We start from the raw sequence: 22166 nt of genomic DNA on the forward strand, positions 1-22166 counted from the left end.
GAGCATGGCGGTGAACCTTCCCCCCGTCCGCCCGCAGACCGACCACAAGCGGCCCGGCCTGCTGCGCCGTATCCTCGCCGAATACGGCCAGGAATGCGTGGTGCTGGCCGCCATCGTACTGCTGTTCGTGGTGGTGACGCTTGTCAATCCGCGCTTCGTCAACGCCAACAACCTCGTCACCATCTTCTCCGGCAACGCCTATATCGCCGTCGCCGCCATCGGCATGGCCATGGTTATCATGACCGGAAACATCGACGTCTCCGTCGGCGCGCTGATCGGCGTGCTCGCCACCGTAGCCGGCACGCTGGCCGTCTCCGGCTATCCGATCTGGTTCGCGCTGGTCGCGCCGATCTTCGTGGGCATGGCGGTCAACACGGTCATCGGCGTGCTCGTCGCCTACGCGAAGATCCCCTCCATCGTCGTTACGCTGGGCGCGCTGTCGATCCTGCGCGGCGGCCTCATCAGCGTCACCGGCGGCACGTGGATCAGCGACCTGCCACCCGATTTCCTGATCGCGCAGAAGCGGCTGCTCGGCCTGCCCGTGCCCTTTCTGTTCATGATCGTGCTGACCATCGCGGCCTTCCTGTGGATGCGTTACTCGGCCTTCGGCCGCTCAATCTACGCCATCGGCGGCAACCCGGAGGCGGCAGTCGCCACCGGCATCCCCGTCGAGCGGCGGCTGGTCTCCGTCTTCGCCATCCATGGTGCCTTTGCCGGCGTGGCCGCGATCCTGTTCGCCACCCAGCTTCAGGTCATCCAGTCGACGGTGCCGCCGAACCTCGAACTGACGATCATCACCGCGACCGTCATCGGCGGCGTGTCGATACTTGGCGGATCCGGCACGGTCATCGGCTCGACGCTGGCAACCATCCTGTTCGCAACGATCGGCTCGGCGCTCATCTTCATCAACGTTTCGGCCTATTGGCTAAGGGCCGTGATCGGCCTGCTGATCCTGGCGACGGTGCTGGCCGACATGCTGCGCCGGCACCGGCGGACATGAGGGAGCGACCATGAACCTTCGCGCCCTCATCCGCCATGAAACGTTTCTGGCGCTGCTCCTCGTGCTGGTGCTGATCGTGCTGTCGTGGCAGTCCGACCGCTTCTTCACCGTCTCGAACCTGCTCAATCAGGGCCGGCTGATGACGGAGATCGGCCTGATCGCGATCGCCATGACCTTCGTCATCGCCACCGGCGGCATCGACCTTTCCGTCGGCTCGATCCTCGGACTCGTGGCGATCCTGCTCGGCGTGTTCTGGCAGAATGTCGGCATGCCGCTACCGATGGCCATCGTCGCGGCCATCGCGGCCGGCACCCTTGCCGGCTTCATGAACGGCTTCATCATCACCCGCTTCCGCGTGCCGCCGCTGATAGCGACGCTGGCCACGCTCGCGCTCTATCGCGGCCTGGCCGAAGGCATCAGTCAGGCTCGCTCGGTGCGCGGCTACCCCGACTGGTTCTATGTGCTCGGCCAGGGCCAGGTGCTCGGCGTACCGACCCAGCTCTGGATCCTTTTCGCCGCCGCGATCATCGCTGCGATCATCCTCGCCTATACGCGCTGGGGACGAACGGTCTACGCCATCGGCTCCAACGAGGTCGCCAGCCGCTTTTCCGGTCTTTCGGTCGAGAAGACGAAGCTCGCGCTCTACACAGCCTCGGGTTTCGCCGCGTCGCTTGCAGCCGTGATCTTCGTATCGCGCGTGTCGACCACGCGTTCGGACATGGGCACCGGCATAGAGCTCGACGCAATCACCGCGGTTGTGCTCGGCGGCACGTCTATATTCGGCGGCCGCGGCACGATCCTCGGCACCATCATCGGGCTCTGCCTCATCCAGGCGCTGAAGAACGGCCTTTCGCTCGCCGGGGTCAAGGGTGACGGCACCATCATGCTGATCGGCGCCGTGCTGATAATGGCCATCCTGGTCAGCAACATATTCGGGAGGAGCGGCTCCCGATAGGAGGAACGCTTTCGCCGGGCACCGCCGCTCGCGGGTGCCTCGACGCTCAGTGGAGGAAAACATGGGTAAGATAGTTCTGTCTGCAATTCTGGCCTTGTCGTTTTCGACCAGCCTCAGCCATGCCCAGTCGACATGGACCGGCGGCGACGACCTGCCGACCAGCCCGCTCGCCTGCGACGGTGCCGCAGCCGCGGCGGCCGCGGTTCCCTATGACGGCGGCGAGCCGACCGACGCCCCCGACCGCAAGGGCAAGACGCTGACCGTGGTCGACGTGCCGAAGCTCGTCGGCATCGGCTACTTCAACGCCACCTCGAAGGGCATCGCCGACGCGGCCGCCGAGATGGGCACGATGAATGCCAAGACCGACGGCCCCAGCCGCGCCAATATCGACGACCAGATCACCCTGATCGACAATTACATTACCAGCGGCGTGGACGGCATCCTGTTCGCCGCCAATGACCCGGTGGCCATCTCGCCTGTTTTGAAGAAGGCCCTCGCGGCCGGCATCAATGTCGTCGGCTACGACGCCAATTCCGAGCCGGATGCGCGGCAGTGGTTCGTCAACCAGGCCGAGTTCAACGGCATCGCCAAATCGATGGTCGACGCGATGGCCGCCGAGATCGGCGATGACGGCGCTTTCGCCATCGTCACCTCGACCTTCACCACGCCGAACCAGGCTCGCTGGATCGCCGAGATGGAGGCCTATCAGAGCGAGTGCTACCCCAACATGAAGTGGCTAGAGACGGTCGAGGCGCAGGAAGACAACATCCTGTCCTTCAACCAGGCCAACACGCTCATCAACAAGTATGGCGATGAGATGAAGGGTATATTCGGCATGACCAGCGTCGCCACGCCTGCTGCCGCCGATGCGGTGACGCAGGCGGGCCAGTGCGGCAACGTCGCCGTTGTCGGTCTCGCCACGCCCAACGCCATGAAGCCCTATGTCGCCTCGGACTGCGTCAAGTCGGTGGTGCTGTGGAACCCGGTCGACCTCGGCTATGCGGCAGCCTACGTGCTGCGCGCGGTTGCCGATGGAACGCTGGAGCCGGGCGCCACCTCGGTGGAAGCCGGCAAGCTGGGTGAACTCCAGGTCATCAACGGCTCGGAGATCCTTCTTGGTGCGCCGTTCGTGTTCACCAAGGACAACATCAACGACTTCGACTTCTAGAGCATTTTGCAGCCAGACGGAATCGTCTGGCGTCGCACAAATGCGGCTGGGAAAACAAAACTGGAGCAACGGAGCTGCGTTCGTCCGAACGCCCGTTGCTCCTAGGTCGGATTTCGGGAGGGGTTCCACCCCTCCCGCACTGCCCGGCAGTCGATGCAGGCAGTCAGACAAGGGAAAGGATCGGCACCATGCGAGAAGCGGCTTCACCACGGGTCGAGCTCGCCGACCTGCGGGCGCTTTCGGCACGGATCGGATCCGATCCCCTTCTCATTCAGGGTGCGGGCGGCAACACTTCGCTGAAGGCCGACGGCATCCTCTGGATCAAGGCTTCGGGTACATGGCTCGCCCATGCGCTGGAACGCGACATCATGGTTCCGGTGGAGATTGCACCGCTGCTTGACGCCGTCTCATCCGTCGATCCCGCCGCCGAGCGGGCCGAACAGTTCACGATCCCTGACCTCAATCCGTCAGGTTTGCGTCCCTCGATCGAGACCACGGTTCATGCGCTGATGCCACAGCGCGTGGTTCTGCATGTACATTGCGTCAACACCATCGCCCTTGCGGTGCGCACGGATTGCCGGTCGGAGCTGGCGACAAGGCTCGACGGGCTCAACTGGGCGCTGGTGCGCTATGCAAGGCCTGGCCTGCCGCTGGCGTTGGCCATAGCGGAGCATTCCTCGAAGAGGCCAGACGTTCTGGTGCTGGCCAATCACGGTCTGGTCGTCGCCGCGGAAACCGTCGACGCGGCCGAAGCCCTGTTGAATGAAGTCACGCAAAGGCTCGCCGCCGAACCGCGCTCCGCTCCCCCCGCCGACATGGAAAAACTGCGCGCGCGTGCAGCCCCATCGAAAGACGTCGCGTTTCGTCTGCCCGAAAGCGACGCCGCCCATGCCGTCGCCACCGATCCTGCCAGCAATGAGATCGCGGCGCATGGCAGCCTCTACCCGGACCATGTGATTTTCCTTGGCGAGGGCTCTGCCATCGCGCGGCCCGGCGAAGATGCGCAGGCGGTCGTAGCGCGCATCGGCGCAACACCGGTCTCGATCGTGTTCCCCGGCATCGGCGTGCTGATGCGCGGGGACGCGACGCCGAGCGCCGACGCCATGGCGCGCTGTCTCGCCGACGTGGCGACCCGCATCCCGCCCGGCGCGCCCCTGCGTGTGCTCACTGCCGAAGAACACCTCCAGCTTACCGATTGGGACGCCGAGAAATACCGGCAGGAACTGGCCCGCAAGGCGGCGCGAAAGTCGGCGTGATGGTGCTTGGGATACCCGACATGGACAGTTGCGCGCCCGCCGTCGCCACATCGGAGCGTCATCCGTGACTCCCCTCGCCATCGGCATCGACCTCGGCACATCCGGCGCCCGCGCGGTTGCAATGACGCAGGCCTTCGACATCGCCGCGCAAGGCGCATCGGCTCTGTCCGACCATGGCGCCGACGCGCGCGATCCGGGCGTCTGGTGGCGCGCCGTCGAGGCCGCGCTGGAGCAGGTGCTGACGGCCGTGGAGCCATCTTCTGTGCGCGCGATCGCCGTCGACGGCACCTCCGGCACGCTGCTGCCGGTCGATGCCGATGGCCTGCCGCTGGCCCGGCCGCTCATGTACAGCGACAAGGTCGAGGACGAAGCGCTGCTTGCCCGCATCGCACCGGTCATCGCGCGCAAAAGCGCGGCCCACGGCGCGACGTCCGGGCTCGCCAAGGCGCTGGTCTTTCAGGATTTTGCGGGCGTGAGCAAGGTGCTTCATCAGGCCGACTGGATCGCGGGGCGGCTTTCGGGCCGCTTCGACACGACCGACGAAAACAACGCGCTCAAGACCGGCTACGACCCGGTCGCCGCGCGGTGGCCGGAATGGATCGCCGCAACCGGTCTGCGGCCGGCACTACTGCCGCACGTGGTCGCACCCGGCACTTCTATCGGCACCGTAGCGCCAACCATGGCGCAACGCTTCGGCCTCGCAGGAGACGTCGCCATCGTCGCCGGCACGACCGATGGCTGCGCGTCGTTTGTCGCAACCGGCGCAAGCGAGCCGGGCGACGGCGTCACCGTGCTGGGCTCGACGCTGACCCTGAAACTCCTGTGCGACCAGCCCGTCTTCGCCCCCGAATTCGGCGTCTACAGCCACCGAATCAACGGGCTCTGGCTCGCCGGCGGCGCATCGAACACTGGCGGCAGAGTGCTTGCTCAATATTTCACCGGAGATGAGATCGCGCGGCTCTCGGATGAAATCGGTCATGAGGACGAAACTGGGCTCGACTACTACCCGCTACTCGAGCCCGGCGAGCGCTTTCCGGTCATGGACCCCGCCTTGCAGCCGCGCCTCGAGCCCAGGCCGGCATCGGGCGCCGCGTTCCTGAAGGGCATGCTGGAAGGCATCGCGGCAATCGAGAAGCGTGGCTACGACCGCCTCGCCGATCTCGGCGCGCCCGCGCTTCGGTCAGTCCGCAGCGTCGGCGGCGGCGCCGGCAATGCCGTCTGGACCGCCATCCGCCAGCGCAGGCTCGGCGTTCCTTTCCTGCCGGCACATTCCGAACAGGCCGCCGCCGGCGCGGCGCGGCTGGCGCTGAAGGGGCTCGAACACGCCCGGGAGCCCGCATGAGCACTGCCGCACCGCAACCGCTTTCCGGGATCAGCGAACTCGCAGCCCGGTTCGACTATTTCGTGCTCGACCAGTTCGGCGTGCTGCACGATGGCGCCGCGTCCTATCCCGGCGCGGTCGAGACACTGTTGCGGCTTAAGGCGGCGGGCAAGAAAAGCCTGCTCCTGTCCAATTCCGGCAAACGCTCCGCCCCCAACGAGGCGCGGCTGGTACGGCTGGGCTTTGAGGCGGGAAGCTGGAACCATTTCCTGTCGTCCGGCGAGGTCGCATGGCGCATGCTCAGCGACGAGCTGCGCGATCGCGCATCCGCCCGCTGCCTGCTGATCGCCCGCGACGGCGATCGCTCGGCGATCGAAGGCCTGCCCCTCACCGTTACGGAAAGCGGTGCTGACGCCGACATCGTGCTTCTGTCGGGCAGCGAGGGCGACCGCTACGATCTCGACCACTATCGCCGCCTGCTGGAGCCGGCTGCCGCCCGTGGCGTGCGCTGTCTCTGCACCAATCCCGACAAGGTGATGCTGACGAGTGCCGGGCCGCGCTTCGGTGCCGGCCGGATCGCCGAGCTTTATGAGGAGCTGGGCGGCGCGGTGGAGTGGATAGGCAAGCCCTTCCCCCGCATCTACGAGGCGGCACTCGAGCTGCTCGGCAATCCAGCGCCGGGCCGCGTCGTCTGTGTCGGCGACAGCATCGAGCACGACATCGCGGGCGGCCGGGCGGCCGGGCTGAACACGGCGCTGGTCGCAACCGGCATACTGGAAGCCAGCTCCGCCGCGGAGCGCGAGCGGCTCTTTGCCGAGCACGGCGCGCCGCCCGACTTTCTGCTGCCGGCTTTCGCATGGTGAGCCCTCGCACGGAGGACCAGATGGAAACGATCATAGAAACCGACATCGTCTCGCGGGAAAACGAGGTCAGGCAGACCGCGCTGAAATCCGACTATGCCGCACTCGGCGAGCAACTCGCACGCCGGGGCATCGCCGTCGATGCGGTGCTGGCAAAGGTGCAGGCCTTCAGCGTCGCGATTCCTTCATGGGGCGTCGGCACCGGCGGAACGCGCTTCGCTCGCTTTCCCGGCGGCGGCGAACCGCGCGACATCTTCGACAAGATCGAGGACTGCGCGGTCGTCCAGCAGCTTACCCGCGCCACACCGACCGTGTCGCTGCACATTCCGTGGGACAAGGCTGACCCGAAGCGCCTGAAGCAGGCGGCCGCGCGCTTCGGCCTCGGCTTCGACGCGATGAACTCCAACACCTTTTCCGACGCGGCGGACCAGAAGCTTTCCTACAAGTTCGGCTCGCTCAGTCATGCCGATGCTGCCGTGCGCCGGCAGGCGGTCGAGCACAATCTCGAATGCATCGAGATCGGCAGGACGCTCGGCTCGAAGGCGCTGACCGTCTGGATCGGCGACGGCTCCAACTTTCCCGGCCAGGTGAACTTCGCCCGCGCTTTTTCACGCTATCTGGAAGCGATGGCCGACATCTATGCCGCCCTGCCCGACGACTGGCGGCTCTTCACCGAGCACAAGATGTATGAGCCGGCCTTCTATTCGACCGTGGTGCAGGACTGGGGCACCAATTACATCATCGCGAAGGAGCTGGGTCCAAAGGCCTTCTGCCTTGTCGACCTCGGCCACCACGCGCCCAACGTCAACATCGAGATGGTCGTGTCGCGGCTGATCCAGTTCGGCAAGCTCGGCGGCTTCCACTTCAATGACAGCAAATATGGCGACGACGATCTCGACGCAGGGTCCATCGATCCATACCGCCTGTTCCTCGTCTTCAACGAGCTGGTCGATGCCGAACTGTCCGCCGGCAAAGCCTTCCATCCCGCCCACATGCTCGACCAGAGCCACAACGTCACCGACCCGATCGAGAGCCTGATGCTGTCGGCCACGGAAGTGCAGCGCGCCTATGCGCAGGCGCTGCTGGTGGATCGTGACGCGCTCACCGCATTTCAGGAAGACAACGACGCGCTGATGGCCACGCAGACGCTAAAGGCAGCCTACCGCACGGACGTCGAGCCGATCCTTGCCATGGCGCGGCTGAAGGCGGGCGGCGCGATCGATCCGGTCGCCGCCTATCGCGCGGCAGGCTACCGCGCCAAGGTCACCGCAGAGCGCCCGGCGGTTGCCGCAGCTGGCGGCGGTATCGTCTAGGAGGATAGACCGATGCCCGAACGGATCGCGTTTCGAATGGTGCTGAATCCCGGCCAGGCCGAGGAGTATCGGCACCGTCACGACGAGATATGGCCGCAGATGCTGGCAGCCCTTCGCGCGGCCGGCATCTCGGACTACACGATCTGGCTCGACCCGGAAACGAACCATCTCTTGGCCACCCTCGTGCGCGCCGACGACCATACGATGGACGACCTGCCGCAAACGCAGATCAACCGCCGCTGGTGGGATTTCATGGCCGACATCATGCAGGTGGGCGACCGCAACGAGCCGGTCGTCGTGCCGCTGCAACGCGTTTTTCACATGGATTAGGATGAGGACGATGACGAACGAGGCGCTGCGCGAGGAGATGGTTTCCATCTGCCGCCGTATGAATACCAGCGACATCAACCAGGGCACGGCGGGCAACCTCTCCGTGCGCTCCGGCGACGGCTTCCTGATAACGCCGTCGAGCATGCCCTACGACGTCATGACGCCGGACGACATCGTGGAGATGGACTTCGATGGCACTTATGTCGGAGGCCGCCCGTCTTCTGAATGGCGCTTTCATCGCGATATTCTCAGGGCCCGCGAAGACATCAATGTCGTGCTGCACTGCCACTCGGTCTACGCGACGACGCTGGCCTGCCATCACAAGACCATTCCCGCATTTCACTACATGACCGGCGTCGCTGGCGGCACCACCATCCGTTGCGCGCGCTATGCGACCTTTGGCACCCAGGCACTGTCAGACGCAGCACTCGAAGCGCTTGAGGGGCGACTTGCCTGCCTGCTCGGCCAGCACGGCCAGATCTCGCTCGGCACGTCGCTGGAGGCCGCGCTCTGGCTGGCGATCGAGGTCGAGACTTTGTCGCGCATGTATGTGCAGGCGCTGGCGCTGGGCGAGCCGCCAGTGCTGCCCGACGACGAGATGGAGCGCGTGATCGCGCAGATGAAGCGCATGAGCTACGGCTTTGGACCCGAGGCCGAAGGCTCGAACGACGTCGCCCGTCCGCGCGGTAGGAGCTGAACGAGCCGCTTCATCCGCTACGGCGCCTATAGACATGGTCCCTGTCCAGGCTGATTTCTCGCGAACGCGCGCAGTCTCCGTTGCGCGAAATCAGCTCTTCTTTTTGCGCGGCTTCTTCACGGCAGGCGCTTTGCTCGCCGCGGCTTCTTCCTGCGCCAGCCTCGCGGCACGCAGCCGCTCGGTCTTGGCCTCGCGGGCCGACAGTTCGTGGTCGATTATCGCACGCGCGGTCTTGGTCGTGACGTCCGCCTTGCTTTCCTGCTTGGAAGGCTTGGGCTGAAAAACGGCATTGATAAAAACGTCATCCATGATCGGGTCTCCTCAAAGTGAAAAAGGCCGGGAATTCCCGACCTTCTCCTGAGCGTCTCGATGGCCAGTGCCAGTACATCCGTGGTCAAAGACCAGAAACGCTATTCCTTATGCAGCCTGAAGATTCTCGGCTGCGCTCTTGCCGTTGCGGTTGTCCTTGACAACCTCGAAGCTGAGCTTCTGGCCTTCGGCGAGCGTCGACATGCCAGCCCGCTCGACTGCCGAAATATGCACGAACACGTCCGGCTGTCCGCCGTCCTGCTCGATGAAGCCAAAGCCCTTGGTGGAGTTGAAGAATTTTACGGTTCCAGTAGCCATATCGATTTTCCTTTTCAAATCGGCACAGATCATCGACGCCTGGCCGGATGCCAAACGTCGCAGTCTTCGAAATTGAGAGGGAAGATCGTCGGAGCGCTGTAGCGCGGAAACAAAGTTCGTCAACAAGATCGATTGACTTGATATAGGGATCGATTGTGTTCACGGCAAGGCCGCCGGCAACTTTAGTTGGTGAGGAGGCAGATCAACTTGGTCGGCGGGCGCAAAGCGGCTGCTCCCGATCGCCGGCGTTCAGGCGACGATCATCTGCGCAGCCTTCTCCGCGATCATGACGGCGGGCGCATGGGTATTGCCGGATACGATCGTCGGCATGATGGAGCAGTCAACGACCCGCAACCCCTCGACGCCGTGAACGCGCAAATGTGGGTCGACAACGGCCTGCTCGTCCGTCCCCATCCGCGCGGTGCCGACCGGATGGAAGATGGTCGTCGCGATGTCGCCGGCGGCGCGCGCCAGCTCCTCGGGCGACTGGATCGCCGTTCCCGGCTTGAACTCCTCGGGCTTGTACTGCGCCATGCGACGCGTGGCCATGAGGCGACGGGCGGCTGTGATCGAGTCGGCGGCAACCTGGCGGTCTCCGTCGGTGGAAAGATAGTTGGGCGCGATCTCCGGGTGTTGGTCGAATTCGGGCGAGACGATCTTCACGGTGCCGCGCGACTGCGGCCGGAGGTTGCATACGGAGACGGTGATTGCGGGAAAATCGTGGAGCGGTTGCCCGAACGCCTCCAGCGAAAGCGGCTGCACGTGGAATTCGATGTTGGGCGTGTCGAACATCGCGTCCGATTTCATGAAGATGCCGAGCTGGCTCGGCGCCATCGACATCGGCCCCGATCGCCTGAAGGCATATTCCAGCGCGATGCGTGCCTTGCCCGCAAGCGTCGACTGCCGCTCGTTGAGCGTCTGCGCGCCCGCTATCCTGAATGCGGTGCGGATCTGCAGGTGGTCCTGCAGGTTCTCCCCGACAGCCGGCATGTCGCGCACGACTGGAATGCCATGCGCCTGCAGCAGCGACCCCGCGCCGAGCCCGGAAAGCTGGAGCAGTTGGGGCGTACCGATCGCGCCTGTGGAGAGGATCACCTCGCCCGAGGCATGCACCCGCGCCGGCCTGCCGCCGAGCCTCAGGTCGACGCCGCTGGCGCGCCGCCCGTTAAAGACGATGCGCTCGGCCTGCGCATGCGGCATCACGGTCAGGTTGCGGCGGTGCCGCACCGGGCGGATGAAGGCGCGCACGGCGTTGAAGCGGAGGCCGGCCTTCTGGTTCACTTCGAAATAGGACGAGCCGAAATTATCGCCGCCATTGAAGTCGTCCACCTGCGGCACGCCCATCTCCTGAGCCGCCTCCCGCACGGCGTCGAGTATCGGCCACGAAAGTCGCTGGCGCTCGACCCTGAGCTCGCCGTCCCGGCCGTGAAACGGCGCGCCGGACGCGTGGTGGTTCTCCGACTTGCGAAAAAGGGGCAGTACGTCATCCCAGCCCCAGCCGGGATTGCCGAGCTGGCGCCAGTGGTCGTAGTCGGCCGCCTGACCCCGCATGTAGATCATGCCGTTGATCGACGAGCATCCGCCCATCACCTTGCCGCGCGGATAGGCAAGCGAACGCCCGTTCAGTCCCGGCTCCTTGACCGTCGAATAGCCCCAGTCGGTGCGCGGGTTGCCCATGCAGTAGAGATAGCCGACGGGAATATGGATCCAGTGGTAATTGTCGGAACCGCCGGCCTCCAGCAGCAGCACGCGCTTGCCGGGATCCGCGCTCAGCCGGTTCGCAAGCACGCACCCGGACGAACCCGCCCCCACGATCACGTAGTCGAAAACACCAAGATCCAGCCGGTTCGAAACAGTCATCCTCACCCACACCTTCGCCAAACGACGGCAACGGCTTCCGCCAGCTTACAGTAAAGCCGGAAACGCGCGGCGATCCAATCTCGATTGTCGCAATAGGTGACCGGGGGCATCTCGCGGCCGTGGCGAACGGGCCCGGCGGTCCCCGTCCTCCGTAAACAGAAGAGGATCCAGGTTGTGGACAGCCACAGCATGCTTCCTCCCCCGCTAAGCGGGGGAGGAAGCATGCGAATCATGACGGATAGGCGTTTTTAGATTGGGCGCAAGCGCTCCAACAAATCAGGCGCGGTGAAGCGCCATCACGCCGGTCTCGGTGCCGGTGAGCCGGCGCGAGCGGCCGTCGGTGCCCACGACCATCTCGACACGGCGGCGTTCGGCCGCGAAGTGCCGCGAGGTCGATGCGTTGACCGGCGGGTCGAAATGCACCGTCACGCGCCACAGAGACGGCTTGATGGTCTCGGCAAGACCGATGATGCGGCCTTGGGCGGGGCTGTCGTTGAACGTGCCCTCGACGCGGTCGCCGACGCTGAAAGGCGTCGTCCGCGCGGTCGTTTCGGTGCCGTTTTCCCTCGCTGCCAGCGTGTTCCAGTCTCGTGCGCCGTTCTGGCGGGCGACGAGTTCCAGCGCCTTGCCGTGCGATACGGCGATGCCGTCCGCGGCGAGCGCGTCGCGCAGGCGTTTTGCATGGGTCTTGTAGTCGGATGACGTATCGGTCATCGCGTTTCTCCTATCTTCAGGTGGACGGCATGCTGTTCACGGGAGCCCGCATTGCCGTTTCGGCCGTCGGATGACAGGGAAACGAGATCGTCTCGTGAGCAGCGGATTCCGCTTTTTCGGTCCGATGCTCCGGGAAGCTTCACCATGGCGTGAGCCTGCGGGCGGCAGGGGCTTCCCAACCCGGCCGCTCACATAGGGATTGCCGGACGCTGCGTCAATGGCGGCCGGGAACGCGCTCTAGATCACGTTGAGTTCGCGGAAGGGGCGGCCATCGGCGATGCGCTGCCAGGCAAAGGGGCTGCAGTCGACAGTGCGATAGGCTCCGTGGACGATTAATTCGGCCAGCGCCTTGCCCACGGCGGGGGCCTGCTGCAGTCCGTGGCCGGAAAAGCCGTTGGCGAACAGGAAGTTCTGAACTTCCGGGTGCGGGCCGATCACGGCGTTCTGGTCGAGTGTGTTGTATTCGTAGTGGCCGGCCCAGGCGCGGCCGGGCCTGATCGCCTCGAAGGCGGGAATGCGGGCGGCGAGCGTCGGCCAGACCACCTCCTCGAACAGCGACCAGTCCGGATCGAAATCCGCCGGATCGGCTGGGCCTTCGCCGTCCTCGTTCTCGGCGCCCCCGGTGATATAGACCGAGCCTTCCGGTCTCACCCAGACGCCGGATGGATCGACCAGCAGCGGCATGTCGTCGAAGCGCTCGCGGGCCTCGAAGACGAAGACCGATCGCTTGCGCGGCTCGACCGGCAGGGCAAGGTCTGCAAGCGCGGCGACGCGGCCGGCATTGGGGCCTGCCGCATTGATGACGAGGCCCGCATCGATGCTTTCGCCGTCGGCAAGGGTGACGCCGGTGACGCGGTCGCCCTCGCGCCGGATGGAACTGACCTCGCCCGTGATCATCTCCACATTGCGATGCCTGAGCGCCTTGCGGAACAGCATAAGCAGCGCATGGGCGTCGAACCAGCCTTCGCCCGAGCGGCCATAGGCGCCTGCGGAAAGACCTTCGCCGGACAGCCAGGCGAAACGCTTCTGCAGCGTCTCGGCGTCCTCCAGCACGATGTCGGCGCCTTCGGCCAGTTGCACGGCGTGGTTGGCTTCGAGGATCGAGCCGCCTTCTGGGCCGGCCAGAATCAGGTAGCCTTTCTCGCGAAAGCCGATGTCGGCGTCGTCGCCGAAGTGCTTTTTCAGCTCACGGAAGAGGCCGAGGGTGAACCGTGACAGGCGGATGTTCTCGGCGATCGAGAATTGCTGGCGGATCGAGGCGGCCGACAGGGTGGTCGCGGAGCAGGTGAATTGCGGGTCGCGCTCGATCAGCGCGATGGAACCCGCAAAGCCCTCCTCGCGCAGGGACCAGGCGATGGAGGCGCCGACGATCGCGCCGCCGATGATGACGATGTCGGTACTGGCCATGCCGGCTCTTCCTCTGTCGATGCGGCGCGGACAGAAACAGTTTCGTCGCCGGGCTGCAAGTGGGGCATTGCCGCGCGCTTGCGCTTGCGCGGGGAAATCCGTTGCGCCAGAAAGGACGCCATGCAGATCAGACCGACACGCCCGCGCCGCTCAGTGCTCTATGTTCCCGCCGCCAACGAAAAGGCGATGGCGAAGGTGCCGAGCCTTGCCTGCGACTGCGTCGTCGTCGACCTCGAGGATGCGGTGGCGCCGGCGCAGAAGGAGGCCGCCCGCGAACGCATGCGCGAGTTCGTCGCTGCTCGGGGCGAGGGCGGGCCGGAAATCGTCGTGCGCGTCAATGCGCTGTCGAGCGAATGGGGTAACGCCGATCTGCTGGCCGCGCGCGAGGCTCGCCCGGATGCGATCCTGCTGCCTAAGGTTGAGACGGCGCGCGACGTGCTGGAGGCGAACGACGTGCTGGACGAAACGGAAGCGCGGGCCTCGCTGTGGCTGTGGGCGATGATCGAAACGCCGCGGGCGATGCTGAACATCGGCGCGATCGCCGCGCTGGGGCGCGACCGCGGGGCGCGGCTGGCCTGCCTGGTGGCCGGAACCAACGACCTCGTCAAGGAAACCGGCGTTCTCGCCACCCCCGACCGGCGCTACCTGATGCCCTGGCTGATGCAGATCGTGCTGGCGGCTCGCGCCGGCGGGCTCGATGCGCTGGACGGGGTCAAAAACGATTTTTCCGACCTCGACGCCTTCGCGGCCGAATGCGGCGAAGGCCGTAACATGGGCTTCGACGGCAAAACGCTCATTCACCCTGCGCAGATCGGCCCCGCCAACACTGTATTTTCGCCCTCCGCCGAAGAGGTCGCGGAAGCGCTGGCGATCCGCGCGGCCTTCGCGCTGCCGGAGAACGCGGCCAGCGGCGTCATCTCGCTGGATGGGAAGATGGTCGAGCGGCTGCATCTCGACCAGGCCGAACGGCTGCTGGCGAAAGCGGATTTGGGAAAGGACCAGACGCGATGAAACTCTACCGATTCCTGACCGGACCAGACGATTCGAGCTTCTGTCACAAGGTGACGGCGGCGCTGAACAAGGGTTGGCACATCTACGGCTCGCCCACCTATGCGTTCGATGCCGAGACCAAGACAATGCGCTGTGGGCAGGCGGTCTTCAAGGAAGTCGAGGGCAAGGACTATCATCCGGACATGAAGCTCGGCGAGCAGTAGCGCGCCGGGCTTGCCGGGCGACACGGTGGATCAGACGCTGACCCCGAACAGCCGGCCTATGCCCGCAGTGACCGCCATGGCGAAAACACCCCAGACAACGACCCGCGCGCTGGCCCTCAGAACGGGTGCTGCCCCGGCTTTGGCGCCGAGTGCGCCGAGAACGGCGAGTGTCGCCACGGTGATAATCAGCACGACCGGAATGACGGTCCCATCTGGTGCGAACCATGCCGCTGCCAGCGGGATCGCGGCTGCTGCGCTGAAGGTGGCCGCCGAGGTGAAGGCTGCCTGAAGGGGATTGGCGGAGAGGTGCTCCGAAAGGCCAAGCTCGTCGCGGACATGGGCGCCGAGTGCGTCACGTTCGGTGAGCTCGCGGGCGACCTGCATGGCCGTCGCCTCGCTCAGGCCACGCTCGCGGTAGATGGCGGCCAGCTCGACCAGTTCGGTTTCCGGGTCGTCTCGGAGCGCAGCCTTTTCACGGGCAATATCCGCTTTTTCGGTATCCGACTGCGAGGAGACCGAAACATATTCGCCCGCGGCCATCGACATGGCGCCGGCCGTCAGCCCGGCAATTCCCGCGATGATGACGGTTTTGGGGTCGGGGCCGGCTGCCGCCACGCCGACGATGAGCGAGGAGACCGAGACAATGCCGTCATTGGCACCCAGAACGGCAGCACGAAGCCAACCGCTGCGGGTGATGTAGTGCGGATCATCCGGATGCGCTGAGGGGACGGTCACGGTTTTCGCCTCATCGGTTGTGGGACTCGCCCTGGGAATAGCGTCACAGGTCTGCAAGCAACTACCGAAACGCCGGAATTGTGGGGTTTCGCTAGGGCCGGGTCTCGGCGTTTTCCTCGATCTGCGCCATGTCGTCGTCGGACAGGCCGAAATGGTGACCGATCTCGTGGATCAGCACATGGGCGACGATGTCGCCCAGCGTCTCCTCGTTTTCAGCCCAGTAATCCAGGATGGCGCGGCGATAGAGGGTGACGCGGTTCGGACCCTCTCCGGTGGAAGGGTTCCAGCGCTCGGCGATGCCGCGGCCCTCGAACAGGCCGAGCAGGTCGAACGGCGTCTCCAGCGCGAGGTCGTCCATGATCTCGTCGGTCGGAAATTCGGCGATCTGGATGACGATCTCGCCGGTGAGCTTGCGGAATTCGCCGGGCAGATGCGCATAGGTTTCCAGCGCCAGAAGCTCAAACTCCTGAAGCGAGGGCGAAAGCTGATCGGTCCAGTCGCGGGTCTGATAGATGCGGGCCATGCAGTGTCCTTTGGCCGCCATATAGACCTTTGCAGCGCGGCTTTCGACCCCTGATTCCGCAAGCGTTACCGGGCCATACGCGCGCGATGCCGGATTGGCCGCCAGAGTAGAGGAATAAATTCTTCGAGACTCCGCTTGACTCTTCGGTGCGGCTCTGGAATCCATTAGAACATAATAGGAACATTTAGCGCGAAAGAGCAGCATCATGGCGACATCCGCCGTGGCGCGAGAGGCTGTTTGTGCCTTGCGCCGGGAAATTGCGAGGATCGAGGGCACGCTGCCGGAGCGGCTGGAGCCGGCTGAGGTGGCCGGCTCGGCCAGTGCCGGGGCGGGCATTGTCCTGCGCCGGCAGGGCGCTGCCGACGGCATGGCAGGACTTCTGCCGACGGGCGCAGACGGCCTCGACGCCGCGCTGGGCGGCGGGTTGCCGCTCGCGGCTCTGGTGGAGATCCATGGCAGGGAAACGCGCGATGCAGGCGCCGTGGCTGGTTTCGCGCTGGCACTGGTCGCGCTGGCGCGCAGACAGACGGCGGTGAAGGCACCGCTTCTGTGGGTGACTGCGAGCGAGACGTTTTCGGAGGCGGGAAGCCCTTATGCGCCCGGTATCCTGCACCGGTTCGGCCTGCCGCCCGAGGCCCTGCTGGTCGCGCAGGGCCGCCGGCTGGAGGATGCGCTGTGGGTGGCGGAGGAGGCCGCTGCGCTTGGCGCGCTTTCGGCGGTGCTGCTCGAGGTGCGGGGGCACACGCCGAAGCTCGACCTGACCGCCACGCGCCGCCTGCATCGGCGCACCCAGGCCGCGGGCCGCCCGCTCTATCTCCTGCGCCATGCCGGCGAGCCGGCGCCGACGGCAGCTCCGGTGCGGCTTGTCGTGTCGGCCGCGCCCGCGGCGAAGCGGCAGATCCTTTCGGGTGCGCTTGCCGGATCGATCGGTCCGCCCGCTTTCACCGTCGCGGTTTCCCGAAGCCGCCTGGGCATGCCTGCAACCTTCACACTGGAATGGAACGACGATGAACGCGCCTTTGACGAGAGACGATCCAACCCCGGCGGGGCGCAGGATCATGGCGCTGTGGTTTCCGCTGCTGCCGACGGAACGTATCCTGAGAGCGCGGCTGGGGCGGGCCTGGCGCTCAGAGGCGCGGCGTGAGGTCAAGGGTGCCCGCCGGCCGCTTGCCATCAGCCGCCGCGAGAACAATACGCAACGCATCGCCGCCCTCGACGAGACGGCCGCGGCCCTCGGGCTGCGGCCGGGCATGGGGGTCGCCGATGCGCGCGCCATGCATCCCGGGCTGGACGTGATCGAGGCGGAGCCGGAGGCCGACCGCAGGCTTCTGGAAAGCCTTGCCGACTGGTGCGATCGCTATACGCCGCTGGTCGCGCTGTGCGGAGAGGACGGGCTCTTCCTCGACATCACCGGTTGCGTCCACCTCTTCGGCGGCGAACAGGCGATGCTCGACGAGGTGCTGGAGCGGCTTTACAGCCAGGGCTTTCGCGCCCGTGCGGGGCTCGCCTCCACGCCGGGCATGGCATGGGCGGCCGCCCGTTTCCTGCGGCCTGTGCCGATCGAGCCGGGCGCGGAGGCACCGGCGCTCGCCGGCCTGCCGCCGGCGGCGCTGCGGCTTGAGCCTCCCGCATGCAAGGGGCTGGAAAGCCTGGGCCTGCGCACCGTCGGCGCGCTGATGGATACGCCGCGCGGGCCGCTCGTGCGCCGTTTCGGCAGGCTACCGGTCATGCGGCTCGATCAGGCGCTCGGCCGGCTGGAGGAGGCGGTGTCGCCGCGCCTGCCCGTCGCGCCACTCTCGGTGGAGCGCCGCCTCGCAGAGCCCGTAGTGCTTGAGGAGGATATCGAACGGCTGCTGCTTCTCCTGTCGGCGACGCTGAAAGCCGATCTGGAGCGGCGTGACGAAGGTGCGCGCCTGCTGCAACTCGCCCTTTTCCGGGTGGACGGGGCCGTGCATCGCCTGACCATTGGCGCGTCGCGGCCGCTGCGCGAGCCGGCGCTGATCCTCAAGCTCTTCCGCGAAAAGCTCAAGGCTCTTGGCGGCGTCGATGCCGATTACGGGTTCGAAATGGTGCGGCTTTCGGCACTGGAAGCCGCACCCTTCGCGGCGGAACAGGTCGACTTGGCCGGCGAAAGCAAGGCGGATGAGGTGGGGCTGGCGCTTTTTGCCGATCGTGTCCGCGCCCGGCTGGGCGACCGTTCGATCCTGCAGCCCGTCATGGTCCAAAGCCACATCCCCGAACGCGCCGTTGCGTTTGTTCCATTTGCAGGCTCTGCGGAAGGCGCTCCTTCGAAAGGGGAAGCGTATTTCCTTTCCAGAGAGCGGCCGGTCAGGCTTTTCCCGCATCCTGAACCGGTCGAGGTGATGGCTGAAATTCCCGAGGGGCCGCCGGCCCGTTTCCGCTGGCGGCGCGCGTCCTATCGCGTTGCAGGGGCGGAAGGCCCCGAACGCATCACCCCGGAATGGTGGCAGGAAAAGGAAGCGGGCGAAACGCGGGACTATTACCGGGTCGAGGACGATAGCGGTCGGCGCTACTGGCTTTATCGCGAAGGCTTCTACGACAAGGGCGAAACGCCGCCGCGCTGGTTCATGCAAGGGGTCTTCGCATGAGTGCTGCGACCGTTCCCTACATCGAGTTCGCCACGCAATCGAACTTTTCGTTCCTGCGCGGGGCGTCGAGGCCGGAGGAGCTGGTGGTTGCCGCTTACATGCTGGGTCACGCGGCCATGGGACTTGCTGACCGCAACACGGTTGCAGGCGTGGTACGCGCCTGGAGCCAGTCGAAGCAGATACTTCCGGAAGAAAAGGGGGCGGCATCGAGCCTGCCCTACCATCCCGGCTGCCGCCTCGTCTTTGCCGACGGCACGCCCGATGTGCTTGCCTATCCGCGCGACCGAAAGGGCTGGGGGAACCTGTGCCGCCTGCTCACCCAGGCGAATTTTCGCGACGAGAGCCCGAAAGGCGACCCGAGGGTCTATCTCGCCGACCTGCTGGAATGGGGCGGGCACATGTCGCTGGCCGTGATCCCGGCACTTTCGACAGAGGTAACAAAGGAGCGCGATCTTCTGAGGCAGTTGCGGGAGCATTTCGGCCGGCATGCGGTGTGGCTCGCCGTTGCAACCCTGTACGACGGCAATGACCGCTTTCGCATCGAGCAGGCGGCGGCGATGGCCTCGGAAGCCGGTCTGCGGCTGATGGCGATCAACGACGTGCTTTTTCATGCCGCCGAACGACGGCCATTGCAGGACGTGCTTACCGCGATCCGCTTCAACACGCCCGTCGCCAGGGCAGGCTACGCACTGCAGGCCAATGGCGAGCGCCATCTGAAACCGCCGGCGGAAATGGCGCGGCTGTTCAAGCGGTATCCCGGTGCCCTTGCCGAAACGATCCGGTTTGCGGAAACATTGAAATTCTCGCTGAGCGAGCTGGAATACAACTACCCGGACGAGCCGACGGAATCTGGGCTGGCGCCGCAGCAGGAACTGGAGCGCTTGGCATGGGAAGGCGCGACGCACCGTTACCCGGAGTGCGTGCCGGAAAGGGTGAAGGAATTCATCCGCAAGGAACTCGACATCATCGCGACGCTCAACTACGCGCGCTACTTTCTCACTGTCCACGACATCGTGAAGTTTGCCCGGTCGAGAGGCATCCTTTGTCAGGGGCGGGGTTCGGCCGCCAACTCCGTGGTTTGCTACTGCATCGGAATCACTGAGGTCGGCCCAGACATCATCGACTGCCTTTTCGAGCGGTTCATCTCCGAAAAGCGCGGCGAGCCGCCGGATATCGACGTCGATTTCGAGCACGAGCGACGCGACGAGGTCATGGCCTACATCTATGAGAAATATAGTGAAAAACATACGGCGCTGGCGGCTTCGGTCGTCACCTATCGTGGACGATCGGCGATGCGCGAGGTGGCCAAGGCGATGGGGCTTTCGGACGACGTCCAGTCGGCCCTTTCCGGGTCGATCTGGGGGTGGTCCTCGTCCGAGGTCGGCGTGAAGGAAGCCAAGGCCGGAGGCCTTGCCGAAAGCGATCCCATTGCGGTGCGAGTCATGCAGCGCGCCAACGAAATCATGGGTTTTCCTCGCCACCTCTCGCAGCATGTCGGCGGGTTCGTCATCACCAGGGACCGGCTCGACGAGATGGTGCCAATCGTCAAGACGGCGATGGACGAGCGCAAGATGGTCGAATGGGACAAGGACGACCTGGATGCGGTGAAAATGCTCAAGGTCGATGTGCTGGCGTTAGGCATGCTGACCTGCCTGAAGCGCGCCTTCGTCCTGCTGGACGAGCACTATGGGCTAAATCTGACGCTCGACAGCATAAAAAAGGAAGACGAGCGGGTCTACGACATGATCTGTCGGGCTGACACGCTCGGCGTGTTCCAGATCGAGAGCCGCGCGCAGATGTCGATGCTGCCGCGGCTGAAGCCCCGCGAATTCTACGACCTCGTCATAGAGGTGGCGATCGTGCGGCCTGGTCCGATACAGGGTGATATGGTTCATCCCTATCTTCGGCGTCGCGAGAAGAAGGAAAAGCCCGACTATGTGATGCCCGAGCTTGAGACGATCCTGGGGAAGACGCTCGGTGTCCCGCTGTTCCAGGAACAGGCGATGAAAATCGCCATCGTAGCCGGCGGCTTCTCGCCAAGCGAGGCCGATGAACTGCGCCGAGCGATGGCAACCTTCAAGCGCCTTGGAACCATAAAGGATTATAAGAAGCGGATGATCTCGGGGATGACGGCGAAAGGCTATCCCGAGGAATTCGCGCAGCGTGTCTTCAAGCAGATCGAGGGGTTCGGCGATTACGGCTTTCCGGAAAGCCATGCAGCCTCGTTTGCGCTGCTGGTCTATGCGTCCTGCTGGTTCAAGACTTTCTATCCGGACGTCTTTTGCGCGGCGATCCTCAATTCGCAGCCGATGGGCTTCTACGCGCCGGCGCAGCTCGTCCGCGACGCGGCCGACCACGGCGTGGAAGTCAGGCCGGTCGACATCAACCATTCCGCCTGGGACTGTACGCTCGAGGAAGCGCCATTCGATCCCGCGAAGGTCGCACACCGGCACAGGGAGATGCATGGTGTCATTCGCACACGCCATGCGGTGCGGCTGGGGTTCCGGCAGATCAAGGGCTTGTCCGAGGCGGAGATGACGACATTCGTGCAACAGCGCGACGCCGGCTACGAATCCGTGCGCGACGTGTGGCTGCGATCGCGCCTCCATGTCGACGCGATCAGAAAGCTGGCGGAGGCCGACGCGTTCCGCTCCATCGGCCTCGACCGGCGCGCGGCGCTGTGGGCGGTACGCGCGCTTGACGGCAGGAGTGCCGCCGAGCGCCTGCCGTTGTTCGACCGGCCGGAGGTCCGCCTGCCCGACAACGAACCCGAGACGACACTTCCCGCCATGCCGCTCGGCGAGCATGTCATCCACGACTACCGCCTGCTTCGGCTTTCGCTCAAGGCGCATCCGGTCTCTTTTCTGCGCGCCGGGCTGGAGCGGGACGGGGTCACACCCAATGCGATGCTGCCCGATATTCGCGGTGGGCGCCGGATCTCGGTCGCGGGGCTGGTGCTGGTGCGCCAACGCCCCGGCAAGGGCAACGCGATCTTCCTGACGCTGGAAGACGAGAATTCGATCGCCAACGTCATCATCTGGCCCCGCGTGTTCGATCGCTATCGCCCGGTCATCCTCGGCGGGCGGCTGGTGCGGGTGACGGGGAAGCTGCAATCGGAGTCGGGCGTCATCCATATCGTCGCCGAGCGGATCGAGGATCTGAGCCATCGGCTGGAGGCGCTTTCGGAAGCGGCCCAGACCGTCGATTTCCGTTCACCGCCGGACGAGATCAAGCGGGCTATCGACCACGACAGCCGGGTCCGCCCGAACAGGCGGGGGGTCGATCGAGAAGCCCTGCGAGAGCCGGCCGGGCACTATGGCGGCGAGCCCGCCGCCAATGTGAAGAAGCTGATGCCCAAGGGGCGCAACTTTCACTGACCCGGGTATCGATAATCAGGAGAATGCCAGTCACCAACAACCGATCAGTCGAGCTGTCTGTACCCTCATGCGGCTGAGTTCGCTGCATCGCGCCGCGCATGCAACCCACCCAGCTGCCGCGGCGGATATCGGCCGGACCTCGCTCGCAAGCGGCTGCATCATGTGCCGATGAGAATGGCCGGACGCAGCAACATGGCGCT

Annotated in this window: 21 protein-coding genes; 14 read left to right on the forward strand and 7 right to left on the reverse strand. The window is 65.3% G+C overall.

What is annotated here, in order from left to right:
* The first annotated feature begins 4 nt into the window (after nt 1–4).
* From ACVJNE_RS06670 to ACVJNE_RS06710, 9 genes are all read left to right on the forward strand, one after another.
* Nucleotides 5–1000: an ABC transporter permease gene (locus tag ACVJNE_RS06670; protein WP_499564183.1), complete on the forward strand. Its 996-nt coding sequence runs from the start codon at nt 5–7 to the stop codon at nt 998–1000.
* A 10-nt stretch (nt 1001–1010) separates the two neighbouring features.
* A complete protein-coding gene (locus ACVJNE_RS06675; protein ID WP_499564033.1) occupies nt 1011–1955 on the forward strand; it encodes an ABC transporter permease in 945 nt (314 codons plus the stop codon).
* A gap of 61 nt (nt 1956–2016) precedes the next feature.
* Entirely contained in the window at nt 2017–3123 is a 1107-nt protein-coding gene (locus ACVJNE_RS06680; protein WP_499564035.1) for an autoinducer 2 ABC transporter substrate-binding protein, read from the forward strand.
* Between the two features lie 188 nt (nt 3124–3311).
* The gene (locus ACVJNE_RS06685) at nt 3312–4379 is read left to right on the forward strand and encodes a class II aldolase/adducin family protein (RefSeq protein ID WP_499564037.1); all 1068 of its coding nucleotides are present in this window, start codon (nt 3312–3314) and stop codon (nt 4377–4379) included.
* 64 nt (nt 4380–4443) lie between these two features.
* Nucleotides 4444–5721: an FGGY-family carbohydrate kinase gene (locus ACVJNE_RS06690; RefSeq protein ID WP_499564039.1), complete on the forward strand. Its 1278-nt coding sequence runs from the start codon at nt 4444–4446 to the stop codon at nt 5719–5721.
* Nucleotides 5718–6563 carry a TIGR01459 family HAD-type hydrolase gene (locus ACVJNE_RS06695; RefSeq protein WP_499564041.1) on the forward strand — a complete coding sequence of 282 codons (846 nt, stop codon included), beginning with the start codon at nt 5718–5720 and terminating at the stop codon, nt 6561–6563. The genes ACVJNE_RS06690 and ACVJNE_RS06695 overlap by 4 nt, the downstream gene beginning before the upstream one ends.
* Before the next feature lie 20 nt (nt 6564–6583).
* The gene (gene rhaI, locus ACVJNE_RS06700; protein ID WP_499564043.1) at nt 6584–7873 is read left to right on the forward strand and encodes an L-rhamnose catabolism isomerase; all 1290 of its coding nucleotides are present in this window, start codon (nt 6584–6586) and stop codon (nt 7871–7873) included.
* Nucleotides 7874–7885: 12 nt separating this feature from the next.
* Nucleotides 7886–8203 (forward strand): L-rhamnose mutarotase, encoded by a 318-nt coding sequence (rhaM, locus tag ACVJNE_RS06705; RefSeq protein WP_444726387.1) that lies wholly within the window; start codon nt 7886–7888, stop codon nt 8201–8203.
* A 10-nt stretch (nt 8204–8213) separates the two neighbouring features.
* The gene (locus ACVJNE_RS06710; protein WP_444726386.1) at nt 8214–8900 is read left to right on the forward strand and encodes a class II aldolase/adducin family protein; all 687 of its coding nucleotides are present in this window, start codon (nt 8214–8216) and stop codon (nt 8898–8900) included.
* 90 nt (nt 8901–8990) lie between these two features.
* Here ACVJNE_RS06710 and ACVJNE_RS06715 read toward each other — a convergent pair whose 3' ends face one another.
* From ACVJNE_RS06715 to ACVJNE_RS06735, 5 genes are all read right to left on the reverse strand, one after another.
* On the reverse strand, nt 8991–9209 hold the full coding sequence (locus ACVJNE_RS06715) for a hypothetical protein (RefSeq protein WP_499564046.1): 219 nt from the start codon (nt 9207–9209) through the stop codon (nt 8991–8993).
* Nucleotides 9210–9317: 108 nt separating this feature from the next.
* Entirely contained in the window at nt 9318–9527 is a 210-nt protein-coding gene (locus ACVJNE_RS06720) for a cold-shock protein (protein WP_173188817.1), read from the reverse strand.
* 249 nt (nt 9528–9776) lie between these two features.
* On the reverse strand, nt 9777–11387 hold the full coding sequence (locus ACVJNE_RS06725) for a GMC family oxidoreductase (protein WP_499564048.1): 1611 nt from the start codon (nt 11385–11387) through the stop codon (nt 9777–9779).
* Nucleotides 11388–11663: 276 nt separating this feature from the next.
* Entirely contained in the window at nt 11664–12101 is a 438-nt protein-coding gene (locus tag ACVJNE_RS06730; protein WP_499564050.1) for a glyoxalase superfamily protein, read from the reverse strand.
* 237 nt (nt 12102–12338) lie between these two features.
* Entirely contained in the window at nt 12339–13508 is a 1170-nt protein-coding gene (locus ACVJNE_RS06735) for an NAD(P)/FAD-dependent oxidoreductase (protein ID WP_499564052.1), read from the reverse strand.
* 120 nt (nt 13509–13628) lie between these two features.
* Between ACVJNE_RS06735 and ACVJNE_RS06740 the strand changes: the two genes are divergently transcribed.
* Both ACVJNE_RS06740 and ACVJNE_RS06745 read left to right on the forward strand, forming a co-directional pair.
* Complete coding sequence (locus tag ACVJNE_RS06740) at nt 13629–14519, forward strand: HpcH/HpaI aldolase/citrate lyase family protein (protein WP_499564054.1); 891 nt, start codon at nt 13629–13631, stop codon at nt 14517–14519.
* Nucleotides 14516–14722 (forward strand): DUF1737 domain-containing protein, encoded by a 207-nt coding sequence (locus tag ACVJNE_RS06745; protein WP_173188799.1) that lies wholly within the window; start codon nt 14516–14518, stop codon nt 14720–14722. Before ACVJNE_RS06740 ends, ACVJNE_RS06745 begins: the two co-directional genes overlap by 4 nt.
* A 30-nt stretch (nt 14723–14752) precedes the next feature.
* Here ACVJNE_RS06745 and ACVJNE_RS06750 read toward each other — a convergent pair whose 3' ends face one another.
* Both ACVJNE_RS06750 and ACVJNE_RS06755 read right to left on the reverse strand, forming a co-directional pair.
* Nucleotides 14753–15457, reverse strand: a complete 705-nt coding sequence (locus ACVJNE_RS06750) for a VIT1/CCC1 transporter family protein (protein WP_499564056.1) — start codon at nt 15455–15457, stop codon at nt 14753–14755.
* Between the two features lie 91 nt (nt 15458–15548).
* The gene (locus ACVJNE_RS06755) at nt 15549–15980 is read right to left on the reverse strand and encodes a metallopeptidase family protein (protein WP_173188802.1); all 432 of its coding nucleotides are present in this window, start codon (nt 15978–15980) and stop codon (nt 15549–15551) included.
* Nucleotides 15981–16185: 205 nt separating this feature from the next.
* Here ACVJNE_RS06755 and ACVJNE_RS06760 point away from each other — a divergent pair, with 205 nt between their 5' ends.
* The 3 genes from ACVJNE_RS06760 to ACVJNE_RS06770 are packed head-to-tail and all read left to right on the forward strand — an operon-like array spanning nt 16186 to nt 21966.
* Nucleotides 16186–17124 carry an ImuA family protein gene (locus tag ACVJNE_RS06760; protein ID WP_499564058.1) on the forward strand — a complete coding sequence of 313 codons (939 nt, stop codon included), beginning with the start codon at nt 16186–16188 and terminating at the stop codon, nt 17122–17124.
* Entirely contained in the window at nt 17039–18589 is a 1551-nt protein-coding gene (locus ACVJNE_RS06765; RefSeq protein WP_499564060.1) for a DUF6504 family protein, read from the forward strand. Before ACVJNE_RS06760 ends, ACVJNE_RS06765 begins: the two co-directional genes overlap by 86 nt.
* On the forward strand, nt 18586–21966 hold the full coding sequence (locus tag ACVJNE_RS06770; protein WP_499564062.1) for an error-prone DNA polymerase: 3381 nt from the start codon (nt 18586–18588) through the stop codon (nt 21964–21966). The genes ACVJNE_RS06765 and ACVJNE_RS06770 overlap by 4 nt, the downstream gene beginning before the upstream one ends.
* Nucleotides 21967–22166: the final 200 nt, after the last annotated feature.

The sequence above is a fragment of the Mesorhizobium sp. DxT genome, from assembly GCF_058448885.1.